The organism is Endozoicomonas sp. SESOKO2 (genome assembly GCF_024606245.1).
Classification (GTDB): domain Bacteria; phylum Pseudomonadota; class Gammaproteobacteria; order Pseudomonadales; family Endozoicomonadaceae; genus Endozoicomonas_A.
In genome coordinates this window covers 1-25,782 of record NZ_JAHHPQ010000026.1, presented here as the reverse complement: position 1 = coordinate 25,782, position 25,782 = coordinate 1, and the positions used below count along the sequence as shown (strand labels likewise).

General features: G+C 49.3%; 19 protein-coding genes, 4 tRNA genes and 1 pseudogene. 7 read left to right on the top strand and 17 right to left on the bottom strand.

All coding sequences use genetic code 11. The features are described 5' to 3' along the window. From rpoC to birA, 15 genes are all read right to left on the bottom strand, one after another. On the bottom strand, window positions 1-1,920 hold a 1,920-nt coding region (rpoC, locus tag KDK17_RS00665; RefSeq protein ID WP_257287115.1), incomplete at its 3' end, for a DNA-directed RNA polymerase subunit beta'. Window positions 1,921-1,984: 64 nt separating this feature from the next. Then, a complete protein-coding gene (gene rpoB / locus KDK17_RS00660) occupies window positions 1,985-6,061 on the bottom strand; it encodes a DNA-directed RNA polymerase subunit beta (protein WP_257280849.1) in 4,077 nt (1,358 codons plus the stop codon). 476 nt (window positions 6,062-6,537) lie between these two features. Then, window positions 6,538-6,915: a 50S ribosomal protein L7/L12 gene (gene rplL, locus KDK17_RS00655; protein ID WP_257275609.1), complete on the bottom strand. Its 378-nt coding sequence runs from the start codon at window positions 6,913-6,915 to the stop codon at window positions 6,538-6,540. A gap of 129 nt (window positions 6,916-7,044) precedes the next feature. After that, the gene (rplJ, locus tag KDK17_RS00650; RefSeq protein WP_257275608.1) at window positions 7,045-7,575 is read right to left on the bottom strand and encodes a 50S ribosomal protein L10; all 531 of its coding nucleotides are present in this window, start codon (window positions 7,573-7,575) and stop codon (window positions 7,045-7,047) included. A gap of 344 nt (window positions 7,576-7,919) precedes the next feature. Beyond that, window positions 7,920-8,615, bottom strand: a complete 696-nt coding sequence (gene rplA, locus KDK17_RS00645; protein WP_257275607.1) for a 50S ribosomal protein L1 — start codon at window positions 8,613-8,615, stop codon at window positions 7,920-7,922. Next, window positions 8,615-9,049, bottom strand: coding sequence for a 50S ribosomal protein L11 (gene rplK, locus KDK17_RS00640; protein ID WP_257275606.1), 435 nt, complete (start codon window positions 9,047-9,049; stop codon window positions 8,615-8,617). Before rplK ends, rplA begins: the two co-directional genes overlap by 1 nt. 179 nt (window positions 9,050-9,228) lie before the next feature. Then, a complete protein-coding gene (gene nusG, locus KDK17_RS00635) occupies window positions 9,229-9,762 on the bottom strand; it encodes a transcription termination/antitermination protein NusG (protein WP_257275605.1) in 534 nt (177 codons plus the stop codon). Between the two features lie 9 nt (window positions 9,763-9,771). Next, on the bottom strand, window positions 9,772-10,143 hold the full coding sequence (secE, locus tag KDK17_RS00630) for a preprotein translocase subunit SecE (RefSeq protein WP_257254481.1): 372 nt from the start codon (window positions 10,141-10,143) through the stop codon (window positions 9,772-9,774). Window positions 10,144-10,204: 61 nt separating this feature from the next. Continuing rightward, window positions 10,205-10,280 (bottom strand) — tRNA-Trp (locus KDK17_RS00625). Between the two features lie 148 nt (window positions 10,281-10,428). Then, a tRNA-Thr gene (locus tag KDK17_RS00620) sits at window positions 10,429-10,504 on the bottom strand. Between the two features lie 17 nt (window positions 10,505-10,521). Then, window positions 10,522-10,595, bottom strand: a tRNA-Gly gene (locus KDK17_RS00615). Window positions 10,596-10,665: 70 nt separating this feature from the next. After that, window positions 10,666-10,749 (bottom strand) — tRNA-Tyr (locus tag KDK17_RS00610). 106 nt (window positions 10,750-10,855) lie between these two features. Further along, window positions 10,856-11,554 (bottom strand): SPOR domain-containing protein, encoded by a 699-nt coding sequence (locus KDK17_RS00605; RefSeq protein ID WP_257254482.1) that lies wholly within the window; start codon window positions 11,552-11,554, stop codon window positions 10,856-10,858. Between the two features lie 94 nt (window positions 11,555-11,648). After that, entirely contained in the window at window positions 11,649-12,401 is a 753-nt protein-coding gene (locus KDK17_RS00600; RefSeq protein WP_257254483.1) for a type III pantothenate kinase, read from the bottom strand. Beyond that, window positions 12,398-13,402, bottom strand: coding sequence for a bifunctional biotin--[acetyl-CoA-carboxylase] ligase/biotin operon repressor BirA (gene birA, locus KDK17_RS00595; protein WP_257287114.1), 1,005 nt, complete (start codon window positions 13,400-13,402; stop codon window positions 12,398-12,400). Before birA ends, KDK17_RS00600 begins: the two co-directional genes overlap by 4 nt. Here birA and KDK17_RS00590 point away from each other — a divergent pair. From KDK17_RS00590 to KDK17_RS00560, 7 genes are all read left to right on the top strand, one after another. Further along, window positions 13,392-13,646: a hypothetical protein gene (locus tag KDK17_RS00590; RefSeq protein ID WP_257275604.1), complete on the top strand. Its 255-nt coding sequence runs from the start codon at window positions 13,392-13,394 to the stop codon at window positions 13,644-13,646. The two genes, birA and KDK17_RS00590, sit on opposite strands and share 11 nt — an antisense overlap. Before the next feature lie 152 nt (window positions 13,647-13,798). After that, window positions 13,799-15,130: a WD40 repeat domain-containing protein gene (locus tag KDK17_RS00585; RefSeq protein ID WP_257287113.1), complete on the top strand. Its 1,332-nt coding sequence runs from the start codon at window positions 13,799-13,801 to the stop codon at window positions 15,128-15,130. A 193-nt stretch (window positions 15,131-15,323) separates the two neighbouring features. Continuing rightward, window positions 15,324-15,641, top strand: a complete 318-nt coding sequence (locus KDK17_RS00580; protein WP_257255577.1) for an aminotransferase class I/II-fold pyridoxal phosphate-dependent enzyme — start codon at window positions 15,324-15,326, stop codon at window positions 15,639-15,641. 32 nt (window positions 15,642-15,673) lie between these two features. Then, window positions 15,674-16,996 carry a WD40 repeat domain-containing protein gene (locus KDK17_RS00575; protein WP_257287112.1) on the top strand — a complete coding sequence of 441 codons (1,323 nt, stop codon included), beginning with the start codon at window positions 15,674-15,676 and terminating at the stop codon, window positions 16,994-16,996. A gap of 84 nt (window positions 16,997-17,080) precedes the next feature. Then, entirely contained in the window at window positions 17,081-17,299 is a 219-nt protein-coding gene (locus KDK17_RS00570) for a hypothetical protein (protein ID WP_257275600.1), read from the top strand. A 378-nt stretch (window positions 17,300-17,677) separates the two neighbouring features. Beyond that, window positions 17,678-18,706 (top strand): WD40 repeat domain-containing protein, encoded by a 1,029-nt coding sequence (locus KDK17_RS00565; RefSeq protein ID WP_257287111.1) that lies wholly within the window; start codon window positions 17,678-17,680, stop codon window positions 18,704-18,706. A gap of 163 nt (window positions 18,707-18,869) precedes the next feature. Beyond that, window positions 18,870-19,922, top strand: coding sequence for a histidinol-phosphate transaminase (locus KDK17_RS00560; protein ID WP_257287110.1), 1,053 nt, complete (start codon window positions 18,870-18,872; stop codon window positions 19,920-19,922). On the opposite strand, the gene KDK17_RS19415 is transcribed toward KDK17_RS00560, so the two are convergent. Beyond that, a complete protein-coding gene (locus KDK17_RS19415) occupies window positions 19,923-24,503 on the bottom strand; it encodes a DUF2608 domain-containing protein (RefSeq protein WP_257287109.1) in 4,581 nt (1,526 codons plus the stop codon). It lies immediately after the preceding gene. A 114-nt stretch (window positions 24,504-24,617) separates the two neighbouring features. Continuing rightward, a pseudogene (gene thiC / locus KDK17_RS00550) lies at window positions 24,618-25,782 on the bottom strand (phosphomethylpyrimidine synthase ThiC); the annotation flags it as partial.

Genomic DNA, 25,782 nt, shown 5'->3' with positions numbered 1-25,782 from the left:
GAAATCGCTGTGCCCGCCGGCACCCTCATCGACGAAGCCTGGGTTAAGCGTCTGGTCAGCAAAGATAACCGTTTCTTTGAGGCCCACGTTTCGGTAGCAGGTATTCAGCAGGCGGGATATCGCCTTCTTCTTCATGGTCTGGTTAACCAGTTCGAAGGGCAGCCCCTCTGGTACGATTTCCCATAACAGGATACGACCAATGGTGGTATCGGCCAGGAAGGCATTGCTGTGCTCTACGCCATCGTCGTCTTTGTATTTTTCAGAAACACGTACCTTGATACGGGCATGCAGATCAGCATGACCGGTACGGTAGGCACGCAGGGCTTCGTTGACGTCAACGAAAGCCATGCCTTCACCCTTGGCGTTAATACGGTCACGGGTGATGTAGTAAAGACCCAGTACCACGTCCTGGGAAGGTACAATGATAGGCTCGCCACTTGCAGGTGCCAGGATGTTGTTGGTGGACATCATCAGGGCACGGGCTTCGAGCTGGGCTTCCAGAGTCAGTGGTACGTGTACCGCCATCTGGTCACCGTCGAAGTCAGCGTTATAAGCCGCACACACCAGTGGGTGCAGTTGAATCGCCTTACCTTCGATCAGAACCGGCTCGAACGCCTGGATACCAAGACGGTGCAGAGTGGGTGCACGGTTCAGCATCACCGGGTGTTCACGGATGACGTCAGCCAGAACGTCCCAAACCTCAGGGGTTTCACGCTCTACCATCTTCTTGGCAGCTTTGATGGTGGTCGCCAGACCTTTGGCTTCCAGCTTGCCGAAGATGAATGGTTTAAACAGTTCCAGAGCCATTTTCTTGGGCAGACCGCACTGATGCAGACGCAGGGTAGGACCTACGGTGATAACAGAACGGCCAGAGTAGTCAACACGCTTACCAAGCAGGTTCTGACGGAAGCGGCCCTGTTTACCCTTGATCATGTCGGCCAGGGATTTCAGAGGACGCTTGTTGGAACCGGTGATAGCACGACCGCGGCGGCCATTATCCAGCAGCGCATCTACCGATTCCTGCAGCATACGCTTTTCATTGCGGACAATGATGTCAGGAGCGTTAAGGTCGAGCAAACGCTTCAGACGGTTGTTACGGTTGATCACGCGGCGGTAAAGGTCATTCAGGTCGGACGTCGCAAAACGACCACCGTCCAGCGGTACCAAAGGACGCAGATCAGGTGGTAGAACTGGCAGAACGGTCAGAATCATCCACTCAGGGTTGTTACCTGACTTGTGGAAAGCTTCCAGGAGTTTCAGACGCTTGCTCAGTTTCTTCAGTTTGGTTTCAGAGTTGGTCTGCGGAATTTCTTCTCGCAGCATGTCCACTTCCTCACCCAGCTCGATGTCTGCCAGCAGAGCCTTGATGGCCTCTGCACCCATACGGGCGTCAAAGTCGTCGCCAAACTCTTCCAGAGCTTCGTAGTACTGTTCATCGTTGAGCAGCTGGTTTTTCTCCAGCGTCGTCATACCCGGATCAATAACAACGTATGACTCAAAGTACAGTACTCGCTCAATATCACGCAGGGTCATATCCAATAACAGACCGATACGGGATGGCAGGGATTTCAGGAACCAGATGTGGGCAACAGGGCTGGCCAGTTCGATGTGGCCCATACGGTCACGACGAACTTTCGCCAGGGCGACTTCTACGCCACATTTTTCGCAGATAACACCACGGTGCTTCAGTCGCTTGTACTTTCCGCACAGGCACTCGTAGTCTTTAACCGGGCCAAAGATTTTGGCACAGAAAAGGCCGTCACGTTCAGGCTTGAACGTACGGTAGTTGATTGTTTCCGGCTTTTTAACTTCACCGTAAGACCAGGAACGTACCATTTCTGGGGAAGCCAGACCGATACGAATCGAGTCAAACTCTTCTGTTTGGCCCTGGGTCTTGAGTAGATTCAGTAAGTCTTTCAAGATCGCATCTCCTCGATCCATCCGGTGGCCGGGCTATGCCCAACCAGCGGATTTCACGTATTCGTTATTCGGTGTCCAGCTCAATGTCGATACCCAGAGAGCGAATCTCTTTCAACAGTACGTTGAAGGATTCGGGCATCCCGGCTTCCATTCGATGATCACCATCGACGATGTTCTTGTACATCTTGGTACGACCGGTCACATCATCAGACTTAACAGTCAGCATCTCCTGCAGAGTGTAGGCAGCACCGTAGGCTTCCAGTGCCCATACCTCCATCTCCCCGAAACGCTGACCACCGAACTGGGCCTTACCACCGAGTGGCTGCTGGGTAACCAGAGAGTAAGAACCTGTGGAACGTGCGTGCATCTTGTCATCAACCAGGTGGTTGAGCTTCAGCATGTACATGTAGCCCACAGTGACAGGACGGTCGAAGGAATCACCGGTACGTCCGTCGTGCAGTCTTACCTGACCCGTGTCGCTGAGATCTGCCAGACGCAGCAACTCCTTCACTTCAGATTCTTTGGCACCATCGAATACCGAAGTAGCCATAGGTACGCCGCCGCGCAGGTTATGGGCCAGCTCCATGACTTCTTCGTCAGTGAACTTGTCCAGTTCCTCAACACGTCCGCCACCGACTCCGTTGTAAACCTGGTCGAGGAATTCACGGATTTCAGCCACTCTCTTCTGGGACTCGATCATGCGGTTGATCTTGTGGCCCAGACCACGTGCCGCAGCACCCAGGTGAGTTTCCAGAACCTGTCCTACGTTCATCCGGGACGGCACACCCAGAGGGTTCAGCACAATATCAACCGGGTTGCCTTCTTCATCGTAGGGCATGTCTTCGACAGGCATTATGATGGAGATAACACCCTTGTTACCGTGGCGACCCGCCATCTTGTCACCCGGCTGGATACGACGTTTGATCGCCAGATAAACTTTGACTATTTTCAGCACGCCAGGCGCCATGTCGTCCCCGGTCTGCAGCTTTTTCTTCTTGTCTTCGAAACGCTCGTCGAGCTGTGCGCGACGCTCTTTCAGCTGTTCTTTCGCCAGATCCAGCTGTTCGTTCAGAGTTTCATCAGACATGGACAGACGGAACCACTGTTCGTGTTCCAGACCATTCAGGAACTCGTCCGTGATGGTGTTGCCCTTGCTCAGGCCAGGACCACGGTCAACAGGCTGACCACGCAGAGCTTCACGCAGACGGTCAAAGGTATCTTCTTCAACGATACGGAATTCTTCGTTCAAGTCCTTGCGATATTCGTCCAAAGCCGCCTTTTCGATGCCCTGGGCACGGCTGTCTTTTTCAACGCCGTCGCGGGTGAATACCTGTACGTCGATGACGGTACCCTTGACAGAAGTCGGTACACGCAGAGAAGTATCCTTAACGTCGGATGCCTTCTCACCGAAGATTGCACGCAGCAGTTTTTCTTCTGGTGTCAGCTGAGTTTCACCTTTAGGGGTTACCTTACCCACCAGAATGTCGCCAGCACCGACTTCAGCACCGACATGAACAATGCCGGCTTCATCCAGTTTGTTCAGTGCAGACTCACCGACATTAGGAATATCAGAAGTAATTTCTTCCGGTCCGAGCTTGGTATCACGAGCCACACAGGTCAGTTCCTGAATGTGAATCGTAGTGAAGCGGTCTTCCTGTACAACACGTTCGGAGATGAGGATTGAGTCCTCAAAGTTGTAACCGTTCCAGGGCATGAACGCTACGCGCATGTTCTGCCCCAGGGCCAGCTCACCCATGTCTACGGATGGACCATCAGCCAGAATATCGCCACGAGCGATGGTCTCGCCGGCACGGACCAGAGAACGCTGGTTAATGCAGGTATTCTGGTTAGAACGGGTGTACTTGGTCAGGTTGTAGATATCGACACCGGCTTCACCAGGCTGAAGTTCGTCGTTGTTGACACGAACAACAATCTTCGCTGCGTCAACAGTATCAATCACACCACCACGCTGCGCCACCACACAAACACCGGAATCAGAAGCTACGTTACGCTCCATACCGGTGCCCACCAGAGGCTTGTCGGCACGCAGGGTTGGCACGGCCTGACGTTGCATGTTCGATCCCATCAAGGCACGGTTAGCATCGTCGTGCTCGAGGAATGGAATCAGGGAGGCTGCAACGGAAACCACCTGCTTGGTTGAAACGTCCATGTACTGGACTTTTTCAGGCCCCATCAGGGTAAATTCGTTACGGTGACGAACGTTAACCAGCTCTTCAGTCAGGTTATTGCCGTCGTCCATCTTCGCAGAAGCCTGAGCGATAACGTACTCACCTTCTTCGATAGCAGACAGGTAATCGATCTCATCCGTCACTTTGCCATCCACGACCTTGCGGTATGGAGACTCCAGGAAACCGTAGTCGTTGGTACGAGCATAGGTCGCAAGAGAGTTGATCAGACCAATGTTGGGCCCTTCAGGCGTTTCGATAGGACATACACGACCGTAATGAGTCGGGTGTACGTCCCGAACTTCAAAACCGGCACGCTCACGGGTCAAGCCACCCGGGCCAAGTGCAGATACACGACGCTTGTGAGTCACCTCGGACAGTGGATTGTTCTGGTCCATAAACTGGGACAGCTGGCTGGAACCGAAGAATTCCTTGATGGCCGCTGCAACCGGTTTGGCGTTGATCAGATCCTGAGGCATGAGGCCTTCGGACTCTGCCAGGCTCAGGCGTTCCTTCACGGCACGCTCGACACGAACCAGACCGACACGGAACTGGTTTTCAGCCATTTCACCGACCGAACGAACACGACGGTTACCCAGATGGTCGATATCGTCACAGATGCCCTGACCATTACGTATGTCGACCAGTGTCTTCAGAACATCAACGATGTCAGCGTTATCCAGGACACCAGAACCGACGTCGTCTTCGCGACCCAGACGACGGTTGAATTTCATGCGACCAACTGCGGACAGGTCATAACGCTCTGCAGAGAAGAACAGGTTGCCAAACAGGGTTTCTGCTGCTTCTTGTGTCGGCGGTTCACCGGGACGCATCATGCGGTAGATTTCTACCAGAGCTTCCAGACGGTTTGTCGTGGTGTCACTGCGCAGAGTGTCAGAAATATATGAACCGCAGTCCAGCTCATTAATGTACAGGGTTTCAACCTGTTTGATTCCGGCTTCCAGCAGTTTTTCGTAAACTTCCGGAGTAATTTCAGTGTTGCAGTCAACAATGATTTCACCGGTGGCAGCATGTACAACGGTCTTGGCCAGGACCTTCCCGTAAATATACTCTACCGGAGCCTCCAGCTGTTCAATATTGGCTTTCTTCAGCTGACGGATGTGACGCGCCGTCACACGACGACCCTGTTCAACCAGAACATTGCCGTCGCCGTCTTTAATGTCAAAGCTTGCAGCTTCACCACGCAGGCGCTCAGCGGCAAACTCAGTATTGACATTTTCAGAGCCGATCTTGAAGTCTACGGTATCGAAGAAGTCATTCAGGATCTCTTCATTACTCATGCCCAGGGCACGCAGAAGAATCGTAGCAGGCAGCTTACGACGACGGTCGATACGTACGTAAAGCATGTCCTTCGGATCGAACTCGAAGTCCAGCCATGAGCCACGGTAAGGAATCACACGGGCAGAATACAGCAGTTTGCCTGAAGAGTGTGTCTTGCCACGGTCGTGGTCAAAGAATACACCAGGAGAACGATGAAGCTGAGATACGATAACACGTTCAGTACCATTGATTACAAATGTACCGTTCTCAGTCATGAGCGGAATTTCGCCCATGTAAACTTCCTGTTCCTTGATATCTTTGATTGCCTTGTTGGCAGAGTCTTTGTCATAAATGATCAGGCGCACTTTTACACGCAGAGGTACCGCGTAAGTCACACCACGAAGTTGACATTCCTTGACATCAAACGCTGGAGTACCGAGCCTGTAACTCACGTATTCCAGCGCTGCATTTCCAGAGTAACTTACGATTGGAAATACGGATTTGAATGCAGCATGAAGACCAATGTCCTCACGTGCGGTCGGCTCTCTTCCGGATTGCAGCAGCTTATGATAAGAATCAAGCTGAATCGCCAGAAGATAGGGCACATTCATGACATGCGGCAGTTTGCCGAAGTCTTTGCGGATGCGTTTTTTCTCTGTATACGAGTATGCCATCAGCGTTCCCCAGCTTGGTCACCTGGTTCTGGCTTCAGACCGTCTGGTCTGGCCATCTAGGTTTATTGAGGGCGGGTGGCCCCCTTTTGATACCCAATTAAAAAACGGTGATTTCAACCGTTACCGTTGCATGAGCTTTAGCGTCCAGAACGAAAGTCAGACTTTCATTCCGGGAATCTGATCGGGAATTATGCTCTGCCGGACTTTTGTCCGAGCTGTCAATTTCCGGTCAGGCTCCCACTCTGCCAATGACACTGCAACTTTCTCAGATTGAAGGAGATAGATCCCTGCGGTAAAACACAGTCAGCCTGAGCCTTTAACGATCTGAACTCCATCAATTAATTGAACCATCGAACGTTGCCATCCGGCATAGAACGATATAGCTCATACAACGGAAAAAGGCCGGTGCCATAAAGGCACCAGCCACCTGAGACTATTATGCAATAGGCTCTGGATATTTCAACGCTGTCGTAGAATTACTTAACTTCTACGGAAGCGCCAGCTTCTTCCAGCTGCTTCTTCAGGTCTTCAGCTTCTTCTTTGCTCACACCTTCTTTCAGAGGAGCAGGAGCGCCGTCTACAACAGCTTTAGCTTCTTTCAGACCCAGGCCAGTCGCGCCGCGAACAACCTTGATTACGTTTACTTTCTTGTCGCCAGCAGAAGTCAGAATGACGTCAAATTCAGTCTGTTCAGCAGCAGCAGCGCCAGCGTCGCTAGCAGCAGCAGGAGCAGCAGCAACTGCAGCAGCAGCAGAAACGCCGAACTTCTCTTCCATAGCTTCAACCAGCTCAACAACATCCATTACAGACATTTCAGCGATTGCATTCAGGATATCTTCTTTAGACAGAGCCATTGTATGTCTCCAAAAATCTTTTTTGGGGTAAAACCCCGGAATTCATTAAATAAGAGAGAAAAACCAGCCAGCAGGTCACTTCCACACCAAGGACTTCCTTTGCAGTGAACTTCATGCCTGCCAAAGGGCTTATGCGGCTTTTTTCTTCTCGTCGGCAACAGCTGCCATTACACGTGTAATGCTGCCTGGGAACTCGTTCAGAGTTCTTGCCAGCTTGGTCACAGGTGCAATCATCACACTCATCAGCATCGCGCGAGCCTGATCCAGAGTAGGCATCTTGGCCAGAACATCAATTTGCTCTGCACCCAGAACCTGTCCAGAGATGGACAGAGCCTTAACTTCCAGAGCATCGTTCTCTTTAGCGAAGTCCTTCATCAGACGCGCTGCCGCGCCCGGGTCTTCCTGAGAGAAGGCCAGCACAGTTGGACCAACCAGAGAGTCTTGCAGGCACTCGAAATCAGTGCCTTCAACAGCGCGCTTGGCCAAGGTGTTACGTACAACCTTCAGGTATACGTTACCTTCACGAGCCTGCTTACGCAGTTGCGTCATCTGGTCAACCGTGAGACCACGGTAGTCCGCGATTACAGCCGACAGAGCGCTTTGTGCAGCCTCGCTGACTTCGGCGACAATCGCCTTCTTGTCTTCGAGTCCTAACGCCATTGGCTTTACTCCAAATTATGAAGTTAACACCCAGCTCTTCAGCCACTGAAAAGCCGGGCAATTACAATACGGTGAAGGGTTAATAGCAAAACACTGTAACAGTCTTTTGTATTGCTCACCGTCTACGCAGGAAATTAAGCGTCGATCTTTTTGTCAGACCTCTGGCCCAACCCCGATTAAACAGGCACAGATCTTCACACCTACGATCTTTGACGACCTCCGAAAACCGGAGACCCCAAAGTCTTTCGGATACTGCAGACATGCTGCCTGCAGCTTTCCGCTATTCATTTACCAGCTCAAGGCTGTTTATCAGCTCAAGGCTGCTTTAAGCAAATCCGTGAATACTAGATATTCAGTGAGTTCATGTCGATGGTCAGTCCCGGGCCCATAGTAGAAGACAGGGTGACTTTCTTCATGTAAATACCCTTGCTGGAAGAAGGCTTCAGCTTCTTCAGTTCAGCCAGTAGTGCTTCAGCGTTCTCTTGCAGTGAACCCGCTTCAAAATCGATCTTGCCGATACCCGCGTGGATGATACCGTTCTTATCAGTACGAAAACGTACCTGACCGGCTTTAGCGTTTTTAACGGCTTCAGCAACGTTTGGAGTAACAGTACCCACTTTAGGGTTAGGCATCAGGCCACGTGGACCCAGAATCTGGCCCAGCTGACCTACAACGCGCATCGCATCGGGAGAAGCGATAACAACGTCAAAGTTCATTTCGCCAGCTTTAACCTGAGCAGCAAGATCGTCCATACCAACGATGTCAGCACCGGCTTCTTTGGCCGCTTCAGCGTTAGCACCTTGTGTAAACACAGCAACACGGACGTCTTTTCCGGTACCTGCAGGCAGAACGGTAGAACCACGAACAACCTGATCAGATTTACGAGGATCCACACCCAGGTTGACTGAAATTTCAACAGATTCCTTGAACTTGACGCTGGATACTTCTTTCAGGACGTTAGCCGCTTCTTCAAAGGAATAAGCCTTTTCAGCTACAACCTTCTCAGCAATCATTTTGGCGCGCTTGGACATCTTAGCCATTATTCCACACCCTCCACGTTGACACCCATGGAACGAGCGGAACCAGCGATGGTGCGGATTGCCGCATCTTCGTCTGCTGCAGTCAGATCAGGTTCTTTAATCCTGGCCACTTCCAGCAACTGCTCACGAGTAGCAGTACCTACTTTTTCTGTATTTGGACGACCGGAACCTTTCTTGAGCTTCAGAACTTTCTTCAGCAGAACGGATGCAGGTGGAGTCTTGGTCTCAAAAGTGAAACTACGATCGCCGTATACGGTAATGATTACCGGAATCGGCATACCAGCGTCCATCTCCTGAGTCTTGGCGTTGAACGCCTTGCAGAACTCCATGATGTTCACACCGTGCTGACCCAGAGCGGGACCAACAGGTGGTGAAGGATTAGCTTTACCTGCAGGAACCTGCAGCTTGATGTAAGCTTCGACTTTCTTAGCCATATCAACCTCAACAATGGGTCACCGCATCAACAGCGTCTACCGGTTTTCACCAGAAGTACCTGTTTCAGCTACCCGTTCCGGGCTTTCGCCCCTCAGATAAAAACCCTGCGCCATTCACACAGCACAGGGTCTTAAACTCTTATAGTGTCTGCTATCCCTAAAGACACGCTCAAGACAGATCAGACTTTTTCGACCTGAGCAAACTCGAGCTCAACCGGTGTAGAGCGACCGAAAATCATTACCGCCACATGCAGACGACTCTTCTCGTAGTTCACTTCCTCTACTACGCCGTTGAAGTCCGCAAACGGCCCATCAATAACCCGAACCATCTCACCAGGTTCGAACAACGTCTTGGGACGAGGTTTCTCAACACCTTCCTGAACACGCTGCAGTATCGCATCGGCCTCTTTTTCAGTGATAGGTGCCGGCTTATCCGCGGTACCACCAATAAAGCCCATCACTCGAGGAGTATCTTTAATAAGATGCCAACTATCTTCATTCATTTCCATCTGGACTAATACATATCCAGGGAAGAATTTACGCTCACTTTTGCGCTTCTGGCCGTTCCTGATTTCAACCACTTCCTCGGTAGGCACCAAAATCTCACCAAAGAGATCCTCCATACCATGAAGTTTTACGCGCTCAATCAGCGAACGCATCACCTGCTTCTCATAGCCGGAGTAGGCATGAACCACATACCAACGTTTCGCCATTATTTATCCCTATCCAATCAGGCTACTGATGATCCAGCCTAGCAGAGAATCAAGCGCCCATAAAATGAGCCCCATAATAACAACCACCGCCACAACAATCAGCGTGGTCTGAACAGTTTCCTGACGAGTCGGCCAGACTACTTTTCGAATCTCAACCTTTGCTTCTTTGACCAATGTCCAAAAAGCATCACCCTTTACGGTTTGAAGCGCAATAAACCCGGCCACTACAGCCAGAGCCACCAACGCCAACGCTCTATAGAGAACAGAATACTCACCAAAGTACACATTCCCGCCAACACCAGCAACTAACAGAACCGCCACCAGAGCCCACATGAGCCCGTCCAGTCGTCCTTTAGATGCTACTTCAGGTTTTCCACTCATTGGTTGACTATCTCTACTCGGATAAGCTTTGTCAGAACAAAACGCTGACATAAAATAGAAATGGCAGGCCAGGAGGGAATCGAACCCCCAACCCCCGGTTTTGGAGACCGGTGCTCTACCAATTGAACTACTGGCCTGTATCTTTGAGCAGTCTTGTTATACCCACCCCGATACAAGGACCGATCAATTATAATCGACCCCAATCAAGCTGAAAAGTCTTATTCTTTTTTAAACCTCTTTTAACAGAGGCCAGAAACAGGAGTAAACTACCGTATTTCTATCATATGGAGCTCTTGAGCAGATTTGAACTGCCGACCTCACCCTTACCAAGGGTGCGCTCTACCAACTGAGCTACAAGAGCACTTAAATCAGAATCAATGGAGCGGGTAGCGGGGATCGAACCCGCATCATCAGCTTGGAAGGCTGAGGTTCTACCATTGAACTATACCCGCGAAGCAGGACCACATCATGCAGTATGCCCACTTATCAAGCCAACTTACAACAAAAGAAGACCTGGCAATCTGGTGGTGGGGGCTGGATTCGAACCAGCGAAGCTTTCGCGTCAGATTTACAGTCTGATCCCTTTGGCCGCTCGGGAACCCCACCAAGTGCTGCGCTATTTTATTCAGGAGCTTTTCAATGTCAAGTTTGTTTCCCTGCAAACGATACAGAAAGCCTGCTTTATTTAACCGCCCCGAAGCGCAGGCGTATATTAGTGAATCGAATCATCGGATGCAACGCTTTTGCAGTTTTTTTCCAGCATTTTCAGATCATTGTATTCGTCGGCCTGTCTCTCCCAAAAACCAGCACTTAACTTTTTTGCTTCTGAATCCGTCATCTCCAGCCAGAAAGTTTCAGGCTCACGGGGCAACTTTTTAATAGCGGGTTCATAACCCGCTTCTTGTACACGACGACTGACTTCATTTGCCGAAACCTCTTTACTGAATAACCCCAGAGATATGCCATTGGCCAGTTCTCCCTGTGTAATCACAAAACTGTCTATCCCCTGCCCCTGCAATTCTCTTAACAATCTTATTGCCGCCTGACGATTACTTCGGGGCGGAATATGCACCCAGTAGTCTGCAAGCATTACCTCATTGTCAGAGCGTTCTCTACTCGAAACACCCACTGAAAAGAGTTTTTGCTGCAGACTGTCTGCTTTTGCTGAGGATTCAAAAGGTCCCACTACAAGACACTGAGCTTCAGCGATTCCCTTGGTTTCTTTTTTCTTCAGTGTTTGCTCAGGAAGTGTTGACGCCATTTCAGAGAGCAGCATCAATCTTTTACCTGCCTGTACAGGCACTTCGGTGTCGACTTTTATTGCCCGATAAGGCTTATGAGACTGGTGATAATAGCCCCAAACAAAGTAGCCGACATTGGACAAGAGAAGTATTAGAACGATCCAGCGCATACTAAAAACCGAATTTTGAAAGTTACACCCTATAAAGAACCTCTTTAAAAAGTATGACTTCCCGTTAATTGTTAATCAGAGTGATCAATTAACATTATTGTCTTTCAGAGGCAATCGAGAGTCCATCCAAAACCAGCTCTTCAATCAGAACCTGCTCTATTTCTTCCTTTATATAGGCTTGCAACAAAGAGGCATCACCTCCGGTTAAAAACAAACGGGCTCCCGGCCATTTGAGACAAGTCTCATTAATGAGAGATACTGCCATGGCCAGAACACCATGATTAATGCATTCTGAAGTGACAGTACCCAGTGCCGTCGCCTCTGCAGGATGCTCAATGTTGTCGAGATTGGCTGTATTGACCGCCAGAGCTTTCTTCATCAGACGGATACCCGGAACAATGAAGCCCCCCTGATGATCTCCCTGACCATCAATTACATCCACTGTAATAGCTGTACCACAACTAACAACGACTTTGGTGTCGTCGAGTGGATGAGCATGTGCCGCTAGCATGGCCAGCCAACGATCTACACCCAACCTCTCTACTTCTTTATAGATAACCGTGAGACCAGCAAAGGTTTTTTGGGTTTTGGCAATAAATGGCTCTATGCCGGTAGCTTCTGACAATATGCGCAACAACTGACCTAATCTTGCGTTTCCAGAGACTGTCGAAATAGCAATGGAATGAAGAGTACCCCATTGTTCCAGCAGCAGAGACAAGATAATCTGCCAGTCAGCATCATTATTAATGAAGCCTGACTGAACGGCAGCTCTACCCGCCATCAGACGCCATTTGAGCCGCGTATTTCCTGCATCCAGCTGCAGCTGACTACCCGTGAGTTTGTTCATGACTGACGTAATGACACTTCACCACCATTAAACACATGAAGACCAGAAGCTGTCTCAAGCAGCAGTCCACCCTGATCATCCACTCCCATGTAACGCCCTGTTACGGATCGGGTAGAAGCCATTATTGTAACTTCCCTGCCATGAAAGGCATCGTATTCATACCATTGTTCCCTGTACAGTTTAAAGCCACCTTGTCCGAACCCATCGAGTAAATGTGTCAGAGTATTGATCAACTGACCTGCGACCGCGTTTCGACTCACCGCTCTGCCACACACCCGGAAAAGGTCGATAGCAGGCTGACCCACTGACGCCAACTGCTCATCACTTAAACGGACATTAATGCCTATCCCAATCACCACTTCACACTCTCCCGTGGGATCTCCATGAACTTCCAGTAACACACCGCAGAGTTTTTTACCCTGCCAAAGAACGTCATTGGGCCATTTAAGCTTTAACTCTCTGGCTCCCAGTGTTTCCAATGCTTTCGCAACACCCAGACCGACCGCAAGACTGAGCCCTTCCAGCGAAGCCGTTCCCTCACCGCTCTGCCACAAGGCTGATAAACACACTGTTGAACCAAAAGGACTGCTCCATACACGACCCCGTCGCCCCCGCCCTTTTAACTGATGCTCAGCCAGACAAAAACGGATGACCCCTTCGGAAACCGGTCCAAGGGCACGAACCAGATCATTGGTTGACTTTGTAATAACGCAGGTATGAACTTCAGATTTATTACGAACGTCAGGATCTATAAAGCTTTCAATCTTTTTGTGATCAAGAAGCTCAACACCACCGCCGAGGCGGTAACCCTTACCTCGCACAGAATCCAGTGCCAGGCCAAGCTCTTCAACCGCTTTCAGTTTTTTCCAGACAGCTGCCCGGCTAATCCCAAGATGCTCACCCAGTTCTTCACCGGAATGGAATTGTCCATCTGCCAACAAGCCCAGTAATTTATCCATCAACCACTCCCAACAACTGAGAGCAAATAATATGCGCTTCATTCCAGCTGCTCAAATCATTCAGACATTCAGTCTGATTCAGCAGATGCCAGAAGAAGCGGTTACAAGAGGCGTTACAGAAGTGCATAATGCTTCGCTGCGTACAACCTTCTTAAGTCACATTGTTCACAGCGGTTCTTCAAGGAACGATATTGCAGTGGGTCTTTTAGTTTTCTTTCACCCGGACCGAGCTTATACTCAACCTCAAGCGATCAGTCCGGATGCTCTCTTTTGCAACTCTGCGTGAGAGAGAGGTTTTTCATCCAAGATACTGAAAGTACTGAAAGCGCTCCTGTCATGAAGAAGTCTCAACTCTCTATCTTCACTGTTTTTTGTCATAGCCACGCCGGCTCCGGAAACTTTCCGAATGATTCAAAGCCGGAACTCTGGAGGAAGGTAATGAACTTTGGAAAGGGTCTGACTATCGCAAGTCTGCTTATCTCTCTGCCATTAAACCTTACAAAAGCTCAATCAGGCTTTAATCAGCGAGCACAAATACCTCCTCAATTATTCTATGAAATTAACACAGATCCGAACCAGCCACAGGCAATACCCACTTCAACGCCCACTGTCGCACAGCCAGCACCTTGTGGACCCCACAGTGCTTTGAGTATTGCATGGAATAAAAACAGTACGCTCATGGCTGTGGGAGTCGGTTCCGGCGCTATTCGCTGCGGCCTTGCAGGATCCTTGCAAATCTTTAATGTGAGTTCAGGGATCCCCAGACTTCTGCGTACCATACACGCAACAAACTGGATAGAAAGCGTTACTTTCAGCCCCGACGGCACTCAGCTTGTAACGGGAGGGGATGATAATACGGTCAATGTTTATGAAGGGGTGAGCCCGTTCAACCACCTGCAAACCCTGACCGAAGCGGGAAGCGATGTAAATACTGTTGCCTTTAACTCCAACGGCACCCTGCTGGCAGCCGGGGGGGAAGATTCAGAGGTCAGGCTTTATATTAAAAACGTGAGAAATCTGTTCACCCTCGTGAAAACCCTGTCCGATGCAAGAGGCCATATAAAAGGCGTTGACTTCCACCCCATCAACGGCCAGCTGGCAGTCGCTGAGCAACGCAGCAGGTTAAGAATTTATAGCGGGATCAGCCCGTATAACCGCCTGGAAAACTTGTTCGTTTCAGGCAGCTTTTTATTGAATGTTGCCTACAACTCCGACGGCACCCTGCTGGCATGTGCGGATACTAGAAAAACAGTCAGGCTTTATAATGGGACGAATCCGGACGAAAACAGCCCTCTGCAAACCCTCGTGTTACCGCAACGGATAGAAAGCATTGTCTTCAACCAAGAAGGTACCCAGCTGCTAATTGGTTATGTAAATGGAGGCGTCGATGTTTATGGGGAACTCAAGTCGTCACCCCGCGTGACAATTATTCCGATAGCAATGCCATCATCGCCAGCATACGCCCTTGCATTCAGCCCTGACGGCAAATGGCTGTCAATTGGTAGATTTGATCGTGCCCTGATGTATAGGGTCGATGGTGTAAGATTACCTACAGCTCAAGCCAGCACAACTGAAGCGATTACAACAGCAGTCGCTGCAACAGCGGTCAATACAACAGCAGTCAATACAACAGCAGTCAATACAACAGCAGTTAATACAACAGACGCCAGTACCGGAACCACCACAGAAATAGATAATTCTTCGACGCTTAAAGCCCTTTCGCTAATCGTACTATTAACAGCAGTTCTCCAGGACATCGTACTGCAATGACATTTCCGGAAAACTATCTGGCCAATTCAGACACGGTCATGGATGATCTTTTGGGTTGATCCGACCTTCCAGAAAACAAATAACAGACTCATGTTATTAAGCCTGCCCACGGCTGCTCATGTGATTTTCCTTGTCTTGCCCGACGAGCTTTGCATACACTGGCACCCTGGAAGAACAAGCAGGAATGTTTGTCATGAGTATTTTCAAATCCCACATTGTCCAAATGGGAGCTTATACCCCACCTCTGGAAGGCCGGGACTCTCATGACCACCTGCTGCTGGACTTTAATGAGCGAACCCTGCCAGTTTGTCCTTCAGTAAAACAGGCGATGATTACCAACGGCTCCGACCAGGGTATTGACCTGATCATCCGCTCAGCCTGCCATCAAGGTGAAGAAGCCATCATTCCCGACCCCTCATTCGCCATGTATCACCAGCTGGCCAAGGCAGAAAACCTCAACATATTTTCACCGTTTTTTGTCATGGCCACGCTGGCTCTGGGAACTATCTGAGTCATTCAAAGCCGAAATTCTGGAGGAAAATAATGAACTTTGGAAAAGGTCTGGCTATTGCAAGTCTGATTATGTCTCTGCCAGGAAGCCTTACACAGGCTCAAATGTTAGGCTCGAATCAGCGAGCACAAATACCTCCTCAATTATTCTATAAAATTGCTATAGATCCGGACCAGCCACAGGCAATACCTACTTCAACGCCCACTGCCACCCCGCCAGCACGTTGTGGACCTCACTGGGCTTTCAGTATTGCATGGAATAAAAACAGTACGCTCATGGCTGCGGGAGTGGGTTCCGGCAATAGGGTCTGCGGTCGTACAGGAGACCTGCGAATCTTTGATATGAGTTCAGGAATCCCCAGACTTCTTCGTACCATACACGCAACAGAATGGGTAGAAAGCGTTGCTTTCAGCCCCGACGGCACTCGGCTTGTAACCGGAGGGTATGATGATACGGTCAATGTTTTTGAAGGGGTGAGTCCGTTCAACCACCTGCAAACCCTGACAGGGGGAAGGGAAATAGAAACTGTTGCCATTAACTCCAACGGCACCCTGCTGGCAGCTGGGGGGACTGATGCAGAAGTCAGGCTTTATCTTAAAAACAGGAGAAACCTGTTCACCCACGTGAAAACCCTGACCGATGCAAGCAGCGATATAGAAGGCGTTGACTTCCACCCCATCAACGGCCAACTGGCAGTCGGCGAGCGAAGCCATAGAGTAAGAATTTACAGCGGGATCAGCCCGTATAACCGCCTGAAAGAGTTGTTCGTTTCACGCGGCCAGGTATTGGCTGTTGCCTACAATCCCAATGGCACCGTGCTGGCAACTGCGGATGATAAAAAAAAGATCAGGCTTTATAATGGGACGGATCCGGACGACAACAATCCCCTGCAAACCCTTTCGGTAGCGGCACAGATATTGAGCATTGCCTTCAACCGAAAAGGTACCCAGCTGCTAGTTGGGTATAGAAATGGAAGGGTCCATATTTTTGAGGGAATCGGATCCTTAGCCCTCTTGGACACTCTGCCGTTCGTAGCGCCACCGTCGCCACAATACGCCCTTGCATTCAGCCCCGACGGCAAATGGCTGTCAACCGGTAGAGATGGAGATATCTTGATGTTTAGGGTCGATGGTGTAAGAGCACCTACACCTACAACTCCAGCCAGCTCAACTGAAGCGATTACAACAGCAATCGCTGCAACAACAGTCAATATGACAGCAGTCAATATGACAGCAGTCAATACAACAGACGCCAGTACTGGAACCAGCACAAAAATGGATAATTCTTCGACGCTTAAAGCCCTTTCCCTAATCACTCTATTAACAGCAGTTCTTCATAGCATCGTAATGCAATGATATTTTCGGAAAACTATCTGGCCAATTCAGACTCATGAGAGAACTGAATAGGCCAAATGGCTCTCCGAATTCTGTACTTTTTTAATGACTTATCACCCCGCTCCTGCAATACCGATCTTATACACCTTGATCTATCCATCATGTCCTCCGGAAAGTGGACCCGGTTTGGTGCCGGTGGCAATCTATCGCTACCAGAGTGGCAGTCACCGCAGAGGTTCGTTCATCAGGTATTACAACAATGCCTTTTACAGCATCGTCACACACTACAGTCAGCTCGGGATTCAGGCGGGCTGGCAGCCATAATTGGAGTGTTCCAACCTAAACATGAGAATTATTACTATTTGTATTTGCGAGGTGGTGTGCAATTGATACGGATCAACAGATTACCGGTGAAAAGTTCTGATGAACAGCACTGGATCCAGGAGGCTGTCCGAGAATGGACTGCCCTACTGCGGTTGTTGAAAAACAGAGTTCTGGAGAAAGGTAATGAACATTGAGATGATTCTGGCAACTGCTAGCTTGGCTATCTTTCTGGCATTAAGCTGTTTACAAGCGCAGGTCCAAAAGCCTCAATTAATCCATGAAATTGATGTAGATCCAAACCAGTTACCGCCCCCCCTGTCAAAACATTGCCCGCCCCACAGAGTTTTAAGTATTTCATGGGATAAAGATAATAGGCTCATGGCAGTAGGAATTGGCTCCGGCGGAGGCGGATGCTCTTTTTCAGGCGCTGTACAATTTTTTGATATAACTGACCGGGGAGAACCCAGACTCCTGAAAACCCTGCACTTGACAGACTGGGCAGGAAGCGTTGCCTTCAACCCCAAACGGACTGAACTGGCAATCGGCGGGCATGATAAAAAGATCTACATCATAAATGGTACAAGCCCTTTCAACGTTCTGAAGATCCTGCCCGAAGCAACAGACAAAATACAGTCTGTTACTTTCAACCCCAATGGCACCCAACTGGCAGCCGGGGGATATGATACAGAGGTCAGGCTTTATAACGTGACAAATAGGTTCAGACTTATGAAAGTGCTGTCCGAATCGAGAGGCCGAATAACAGATATTGACTACCATCCCAGCCTTGCCGAGCTGGCCGTTTCGTCGGAAGATCACAGACTAAGAAAATACAGCGGGATACCCCCATTTACCCTGAAACAAGAGTTGAACGATTTAAATACCGAGTTACAGGCCGTTGCATACAACCCCGACGGAACCCAGCTGACTATTGGAGGCAATCGTACATTTGTCATGATTTATGATTTATTGCAGCAGCACTTCTACTCATACTCGTTTTCCGTGCCAGACTCGGTAACGAGCATTTCTTACAACAAAAGCGGTATCGAGATGGCCATTGGGTTTCTGAACGGAGAGATCATGGTTTATAAAAAAGAGGAGGATATTCCAACTCCCATCAACATTTACAGCCTTTACGGAGGATCAACAAGAATGATATACAGCCCTGATGGAAAATTGCTGGCAACCTGGGGGAGTGATGACAAGATCATGATGTATCAGATCGTGTCAAGAACGGTTACAGGAGCAGTTACCAAAACAGTTACCGAAGCAGTTACCACAACAGTTACCGAAGCAGGCTCAGAAGTCAGCACTGAGTCTGGCACTGAATTAAAAAATGCTTCGACTCTTGTAGCCCTTACTTTTGCTGCCTCATTAACTGCTGCTCTCGAAGGCATCATATTCCGATGATGATGCAGCAGCTATAGCCAAACGGTTTAAGGAAATGGCCAGAGTTTGCTTATTGCTTCGCAAAAGGATGGGGAACCTCGCGCTTTAAGTTGGCTTGTCTGCCACGCTCTGCATATACTTGCGCTGCTAATCAGGACTACAAGAGCAAGCAGGCACGTTGATCATGAGTATTTTTAAATCCCACATTGCCCAAATAGGAGCTTATACCCCACCTCTGGAAGGCCGGGATCCTCATGACCACCTGCTGCTGGACTTTAATGAGCGTACCCTGCCAGTCTGCCCTTCAGTAAAACAGGCGTTGATTGATTTCATTCAGGATGATCGTCTGCAGTGCTACCCATCCTACGGGAACATTGCTTCAAAGATTGCCAGATACTGCAATGTTGATGCCGCACAGGTGATGATCACCAACGGCTCCGATCAGGGTATTGATCTAATCATCCGCTCAGCTTGCAGTGAAGGTGAAGAAGCCATTATTCCCGGCCCCTCATTCGCCATGTATCAACAGGTCGCCAAGGTAGAAAACCTTAAAATCATTGAGCCTTCGTATTCTGTAGATCAAGGCTTTCCCAAGCAGGCCGTGCTTGATGCCATTTCCGACAAAACCCGGCTTATAGTGATGGCCAATCCCAACAACCCAACGGGTACTGGTGTGGCCAGAGAAGATATTCTTGAAATTGCAGCCGCAGCACCCAGAGCCGCCATTCTTGTGGATGAATGTTATTTTGAATACACACAGGAAACGGTAGCAGATGTCGTTGAGCAGTACCCCAACCTGCTGATTTCCCGCACCTTCTCAAAAACCTGGGGATTGCCTTCTGTTCGTCTCGGTTATGTCATCAGTAATAGCGGGAATATACGAGCACTGCTGAATGTTCGCGGCCCTTACGACGTTAATCAGCTGGCGGTGGTTGCAATTGATGCAGCACTTTCCAACCCGGGCTACACCGAACTGTATGTTAAAGAAGTGATGGAGGTCTCCAAACCCATGTTTGAAGATTTTCTGAACAGGAAAGGGATTGATTACTGGCCCAGTGTCGCCAACTTTATCTGGACATTCCCAAATAATCCGGATGAGATCGAAAAACACCTCAGGGCTCACCATATTCTGGTTCGACCGAAGGCCGATGAAAGTGGCAGAGTCGGCTTAAGAATTAATCTGGGCAATGAGGCTCAGACTGAGTTTCTTATCCGAACCTTGTCGCTGATTCTCTGATTATTTAACACCAATTACTGGTCTCCCCAAATGCCGGGGAGGCTGATAGTCTCTCGGTAATTTATAGTTTTGCCACTCAAAACTGGGGTTGAACACTTTCAAACTATCAAACTTACCCCTCATTGAGGGTGATTCGTTTATATAGATCGCTCTTAATTCTTCAGAACTCCAGCCCCTGACATCGGACAACTTCTGCAACTCAGTAAATCGCTCAAAACTGATATCAGGACCTTCTCCATCTTCAGACATGAACGTGTCTTTAATAGCAGCAAAATCCACCCTGTAGGTCATCGGTTTAGCGCCATAAAAGTGGAATGTTGTATAGGGTATGCCACGTTGATCAGCGGCCTTTTCAACAGAATCCAACATGCCCTGCACGTCGTCTACCATAACGACGTGCTGTGCCGGGTGCCCGGATGTGTCGAGGTAGTGATGCAAGCCCTGACCCTTGGTTTTCAGTGGCCCCGTTTGGACTTTGATCGTGATTGCATCATCAAACAGATGTCTGTCGAGTTGCGTTTTTTCAAGTTTTTCTCTCAAAGAGTCTTCTTCATTGGCGGTAAGCAGGATAATTTTGGCATTACCCGGACCCGCCTTTGTTCGAATGTCCTGAATGATTTTGGCCGTATCAGGATTGACCATACGCCTCTCCTGACGACCACCAGCCACTATATCTTTGGCGATGAGCGTTTCATCCAAATCAAAGCAGACCACAACAGGTTCGCCAGGCTTGATGTGCGCCAGCACTTCCCCAATGTTTTCTGATTTCTCCAATCTTTTTGACTCGCGAACCAGCACAGGTTCTGGTATGACCTGCACTGCTTCCGGTGCTTTGGCTTCAACTACTGCCCCCTGCACATCTTGCCCCCAGGTTATGACCTGACGACCACGATCCATCAGGTTCAGCTTGATATCGTCTTTGACTTCTCTAGCCCTCCCCCTGAGAGCACGATTTTGTATTTTCCAGTCATCACCCGGGAATGCCCGTTTCAAGTTTCTTTCGATCTCTTCAGCTCTAAGACCTAAATCGCGTCGTATCTCAGCCAGTTCCTGCGAGGCAAGGTTTATATCTCTGGCAGCACGATCAGAAAGCCTTAACACCTCAACCATCAATGCTTTCATTTCATTGGGTCTGGATACTTTCGCTTGGTCCATTCTCATCTGCAGAGAACTCATCTGGCTGCGCTTCAGGTTCAACCCTCCCCAGAGGAAATCCCAACCCGCTTCAGAGAAACATCTGGATAGATTCGCTTCTACCTCCACCGGACTCAATTGGAGTTCAGGTCGAATCTGTACCAGTTCCTGAGCAGCCTGCTTTCGACTTTGTGATGCAGCTGGAGATAACTTCCATAAGTCATCCATTAGTTGTTTCATTGCAGCCGGTTTACTAATCGGTTGAGCATTGATCACCTGTTGCTCAGCCCTGTCGATATTAGCCTTTACGTTCATATCTACATCAGGACCACAGAACTCATCCCACTCCCGCTCTGTCGGAAACGCAGCATTAAAGTTGGTTTCCTGAACATCTTTCATCGCCTGATCAATCTGTGTATCGCTGTTTCTGAGTTGTTGAAACGTTTCATAAGCCGTTCGACGTGTACTTCTTTGCTCAGCGGTCAGACGCCCCAGATTCTTGATCAGATAGCGACACCAGTCTTGCCCTTTGTTTGGATCGAAGACGTCAAAACGTTGCTTCAAAGGCTCGACTTCACTGGGTCTTTTGAGCTGATAGGTCCCATCCCACAGCGAAGACCATAGCTCACGCCCGGGAGCTTTTTCCAACCCTTTGATAATTTCATCTCTGGCAGGTGCTCCGTTCACATTTGTGGATAACCAGTCAGCGGCCTCTTCAATACTTTTCTGGCATTGTTCAGGCACTCTTTCCAGATGCTCAAAGACCCCGATCAGATGGCCATAATTTCGATCATTAGCCAGACAGAGGTTAGTGCTGTCAATCTCCCTGTCATAGTGCTCATCACTCAAAAACTCTGGGGAGTACGCCTGGACGGAGACATTGTTGAAGTACGCCCTGGCTTCATCCGTCGGTGTGCCATCGGGATTGAGTACAGGAAACATCTGCCTGTTTTGCGCATCCACTACGATAAATCGCCCGGATGACTTCAGTCTTTGCACAAAGGTATAGTGGCCTGCACCACCACTGGTACCCGATTTAAGGACAACGTATCGGTCACTATCAAAAGCCTCGGCTAATGGTCTTTTGGCCGCATCTGGCTGTCTTTGCTGACCCTTTTTGATGGCTTCGAAAAATTCACCCACACGATTCTGAAACTCATGGTGATGCTGCTTTTCCTCAAGACCATCAACCTGAACCCAACCCACAATAGGTGTCGTCTGACTGGCATCAAAAGCAAGCTCTATCGGCGTTGAAATGCCATGAACCTGGTTATAACCCCTGCCTCTGGCAAAGTGCTCCAGAGAGTTGGCAAAGCCCTGACAGTTTGAGTTACCCGCAGCCTGTCTTTTATACAGTTCAGACACAACGCTGTTAAGCAGTTCAAATTCAACTTCTTCATCGGCTGAAATCAGCGTCTGCTTATGGGGTGTCAGTCTATCCAGCTCGGCAAGGTGACCTGCTCTTTCACCGCCAAAACTTCTTTCGGTTATCTGCCGTTTGGCTTCATCCTTATCAATCCGTCCGAACTGGTATTCAAGTTTAATTCTGGAACAGTTATGAGCCCGATCCATATCTTCCTTGATCAGGTCAAATGTTTCTGCGTCCATATTCTGTTGCATCTCATTTAGCAACTGTCGATGCTGTTCTTCCAGATCACTTTCAGCATTCTCAAAGGAGCCTGCATTAACCGGATGCTGATTAAACTGCTCACTAACAAGCCGGTCGGGTTGCTGGCGGGATGGCTGCAGACTATCCCACCGGGCCTTCATAGTCAGGAATTGTTGTTGAGTGTCGTCCATTCCCGACAATGGCCATGAAGCCTGCTCTAATGGCATAGCGATCGCAGCAGAAGCTACGGACGGTTTTTCCGGAATGGCAGGAGGTGTCATTGCTGTCTGCTGAGCTGCCTGCTCAGCGACAGAGGCTCCTTCCATTGATGGAACCCCGGTTTTGGCCGTTACCACAATTAACCCGGAAAACTCACGGATGTACTCCTGCCGAAGAGGACTTCTATTCAGAACTCCACGTGCCAGCTCTTCATCGGTATTTAAAAGATCAACAGCCACCGCAAGGTCTGCATCTTTTACATCCGGGTTGAATGCCTGAGCTTTTTTAAAGGCTTCAAGCTGTTCCGCTGTCGCTGTTACCGGTTGCTGAGGGCCAACAAAGTCATCGCTCACATCGCTCAATGAGCTCTGGCACGTTTGCCAATCTTCATCATCCGACTCGTTGCTGTCGTCAGTAGATTCCGAAGACTCCCTCAAGAACTGCAGGAAGTCCCCAGGATTGGTAAACACAGGTATAAAGTCATCGATGCCGTCAGCGGATTCTGAAGACTTCCTAAGGTACAGCAGAAAGTCTTCACGATTGGTAAACACAGGTGCAGAGTCAACGTCATCTGTGGCAAAAGCTCCGTACATTAACTTGCCTTCCTGAACCAAACGCCCCAGTTCGTTGAGTTGAGGATCATCAAACTGCATATTATCCAGACAGGCGTTGACCATTTCATCGGTCATCACTTTATCCCGATAAGCCTGTTTCATGTCCTGAACGGTCAAACCGTATTGTCTGTCTCCGATAATCGCTACAAATAACTGGCAGGCTTCGTCGATCAGCTTCTCTTTTAATTTCGGTGGCGTGTTTGGAGATAATCGTTGAGGCTGCTTGACATTATCAAGTGCATGACTAAAGCCGGCTTGCTTCCGATCCTGTCTGGTATGTTGAACGCCTCTGGGTGGGTTTGCCTTGAAATAATCAATAGCACGATCCATCATGCCAAAATGCAGGTCCAGATCACCCGTATGCGGTGAGGTGAAGACTCTTTTACCTGATGCATTTGCTCTTGCATGGGGCAAGGCTACGTCATAAGGTTTCTCTTCATCAGGAGCCCGGTGCCTTGCACATTGAATCCGGATATCCACTTTCTCGGATTCCATAAAGTCCCTTAAATGGGCTTCCCAGTCACCCCCGTCTCTGCTTTTAGTGGTCAAACAGAACATTGTTATCAGGTTTTCAACTGCTGCCTGTATTTCATATTCTGGCGCTTTGTTCAAGAGTAACTGAACCAACTCAACCTCAGCCTCATGCAGTACCGTCAGGCTGGCCTGATTTACGGCTACAAACTCATCATTCCACTCACTGGCTTTTCTTGGCGTGGCCGGATTTGTGATTGACACATCTCTTTTGAACAGCGGGGTTGCAGTCCCGGTGGCCGTTTGTACTATACGACTAACACCCTGCAACTCCGGCTTATCCATGAGTTCGTTCTCTCGCTCGTAATAAATTTTTACGGAGCGACAAAAAGCAGTGTATTTATCAGACGGCCCCCGAACCCAACCGACTTTTTCCGATGACAATTGCCCCCTATCAAGGATGGGGTAATGGCCTGCAGCGTCTTTACGGGATTGAAAGAAACTCAGAAATGATTGAGGAGAAAACGGAACCACTATGACCTCCTGGATTCAGCAAAGCACTCCCAAAAGATTAGCAAGCAGTGGTTACGTCATATACTCGACAGGTCAGAAGGAGTCAGCCAGACGACTGACTCCCAGCGTTTATTTTCAGGCAGTTTCTTCCAGTTCGCGAACATCCTGAGTCATCCGCATGGGACAGAAATCAGGTCCGCACATGGAGCAGAACTCTGACTCCTTCGCACCTTCCTGAGGTAATGTCTCATCGTGATAGGCTTTTGCCGTATCGGGGTCCAGAGCCAGGTTAAACTGATCCAGCCAGCGGAATTCAAAGCGCGCCTTGGACAAAGCATTATCACGAATCTGGGCACCGGGATGACCTTTGGCCAAATCAGCAGCATGAGCGGCAATTTTATAGGCAATCAGACCTGCTTTTACATCATCTCTATCAGGCAGACCGAGATGCTCTTTGGGTGTGACATAACAAAGCATCGCACAGCCATACCAGCCGATCATGGCAGCTCCGATACCTGAAGTAATGTGGTCATAGCCCGGTGCCACATCAGTCGTCAGAGGCCCAAGGGTATAGAAAGGCGCTTCATGACAGTGCTCCAGTTGCATCTCCATGTTTTCCTTAATGAGGTGCATGGGCACATGGCCCGGTCCCTCAATCATGACCTGAACATCGTATTCCCAGGCAATCTTTGTCAGTTCCCCAAGGGTTTTCAGTTCGCCAAATTGCGCTTCATCGTTGGCATCGGCGATACAACCAGGTCGCAAACCATCACCCAGAGACAGGCTGATATCGTACGCCTGACAGATCTGACACAGCTCACGGAAATTGTCGTAAAGGAAATTCTCGGCATCATGCATCTCTGCCCACTGCCCCAGAATGCCTCCCCCCCCCGGGAAACAATACCTGTCACCCGGTTTCTGGTTTTAGCGACATGTTCCCTGAGGACACCGGCATGGATCGTCATGTAATCCACGCCCTGTTCTGCCTGCTCGATGATGGTGTCCTTCATGACTTCCCAGTTCAGGTCTTTCACCTTGCCTTTGACCTTTTCCAGAGCCTGATAGATAGGCACCGTACCGATAGGCACTGGCGAGTTCCTGATAATCCACTCACGGGTTTCATGGATGTTCTTGCCTGTGGATAAGTCCATCACCGTATCGCCACCCCAGCGAACAGACCAGAGCATCTTTTCAACTTCTTCTTCAATGGAAGAGGTCACCGCAGAGTTACCAATATTGGCATTGATCTTCACCAAAAAGTTACGCCCGATAATCATGGGCTCGGACTCAGGGTGATTAA

Excerpts from the sequence above, each read along its gene's own strand:
- rpoB (WP_257280849.1), bottom strand. The coding sequence starts at position 6,061 with ATGGCATACTCGTATACAGAGAAAAAACGCATCCGCAAAGACTTCGGC.
- rplL (WP_257275609.1), bottom strand. The coding sequence starts at position 6,915 with ATGGCTCTGTCTAAAGAAGATATCCTGAATGCAATCGCTGAAATGTCT.
- rplJ (WP_257275608.1), bottom strand. The coding sequence starts at position 7,575 with ATGGCGTTAGGACTCGAAGACAAGAAGGCGATTGTCGCCGAAGTCAGC.
- rplA (WP_257275607.1), bottom strand. The coding sequence starts at position 8,615 with ATGGCTAAGATGTCCAAGCGCGCCAAAATGATTGCTGAGAAGGTTGTA.
- rplK (WP_257275606.1), bottom strand. The coding sequence starts at position 9,049 with ATGGCTAAGAAAGTCGAAGCTTACATCAAGCTGCAGGTTCCTGCAGGT.
- nusG (WP_257275605.1), bottom strand. The coding sequence starts at position 9,762 with ATGGCGAAACGTTGGTATGTGGTTCATGCCTACTCCGGCTATGAGAAG.
- secE (WP_257254481.1), bottom strand. The coding sequence starts at position 10,143 with ATGAGTGGAAAACCTGAAGTAGCATCTAAAGGACGACTGGACGGGCTC.
- KDK17_RS00605 (WP_257254482.1), bottom strand. The coding sequence starts at position 11,554 with ATGCGCTGGATCGTTCTAATACTTCTCTTGTCCAATGTCGGCTACTTT.
- KDK17_RS00600 (WP_257254483.1), bottom strand. The coding sequence starts at position 12,401 with ATGAACAAACTCACGGGTAGTCAGCTGCAGCTGGATGCAGGAAATACG.
- KDK17_RS00590 (WP_257275604.1), top strand. The coding sequence starts at position 13,392 with ATGCGCTTCATTCCAGCTGCTCAAATCATTCAGACATTCAGTCTGATT.
- birA (WP_257287114.1), bottom strand. The coding sequence starts at position 13,402 with ATGAAGCGCATATTATTTGCTCTCAGTTGTTGGGAGTGGTTGATGGAT.
- KDK17_RS00585 (WP_257287113.1), top strand. The coding sequence starts at position 13,799 with ATGAACTTTGGAAAGGGTCTGACTATCGCAAGTCTGCTTATCTCTCTG.
- KDK17_RS00580 (WP_257255577.1), top strand. The coding sequence starts at position 15,324 with ATGAGTATTTTCAAATCCCACATTGTCCAAATGGGAGCTTATACCCCA.
- KDK17_RS00575 (WP_257287112.1), top strand. The coding sequence starts at position 15,674 with ATGAACTTTGGAAAAGGTCTGGCTATTGCAAGTCTGATTATGTCTCTG.
- KDK17_RS00570 (WP_257275600.1), top strand. The coding sequence starts at position 17,081 with ATGACTTATCACCCCGCTCCTGCAATACCGATCTTATACACCTTGATC.
- KDK17_RS00565 (WP_257287111.1), top strand. The coding sequence starts at position 17,678 with ATGGCAGTAGGAATTGGCTCCGGCGGAGGCGGATGCTCTTTTTCAGGC.
- KDK17_RS00560 (WP_257287110.1), top strand. The coding sequence starts at position 18,870 with ATGAGTATTTTTAAATCCCACATTGCCCAAATAGGAGCTTATACCCCA.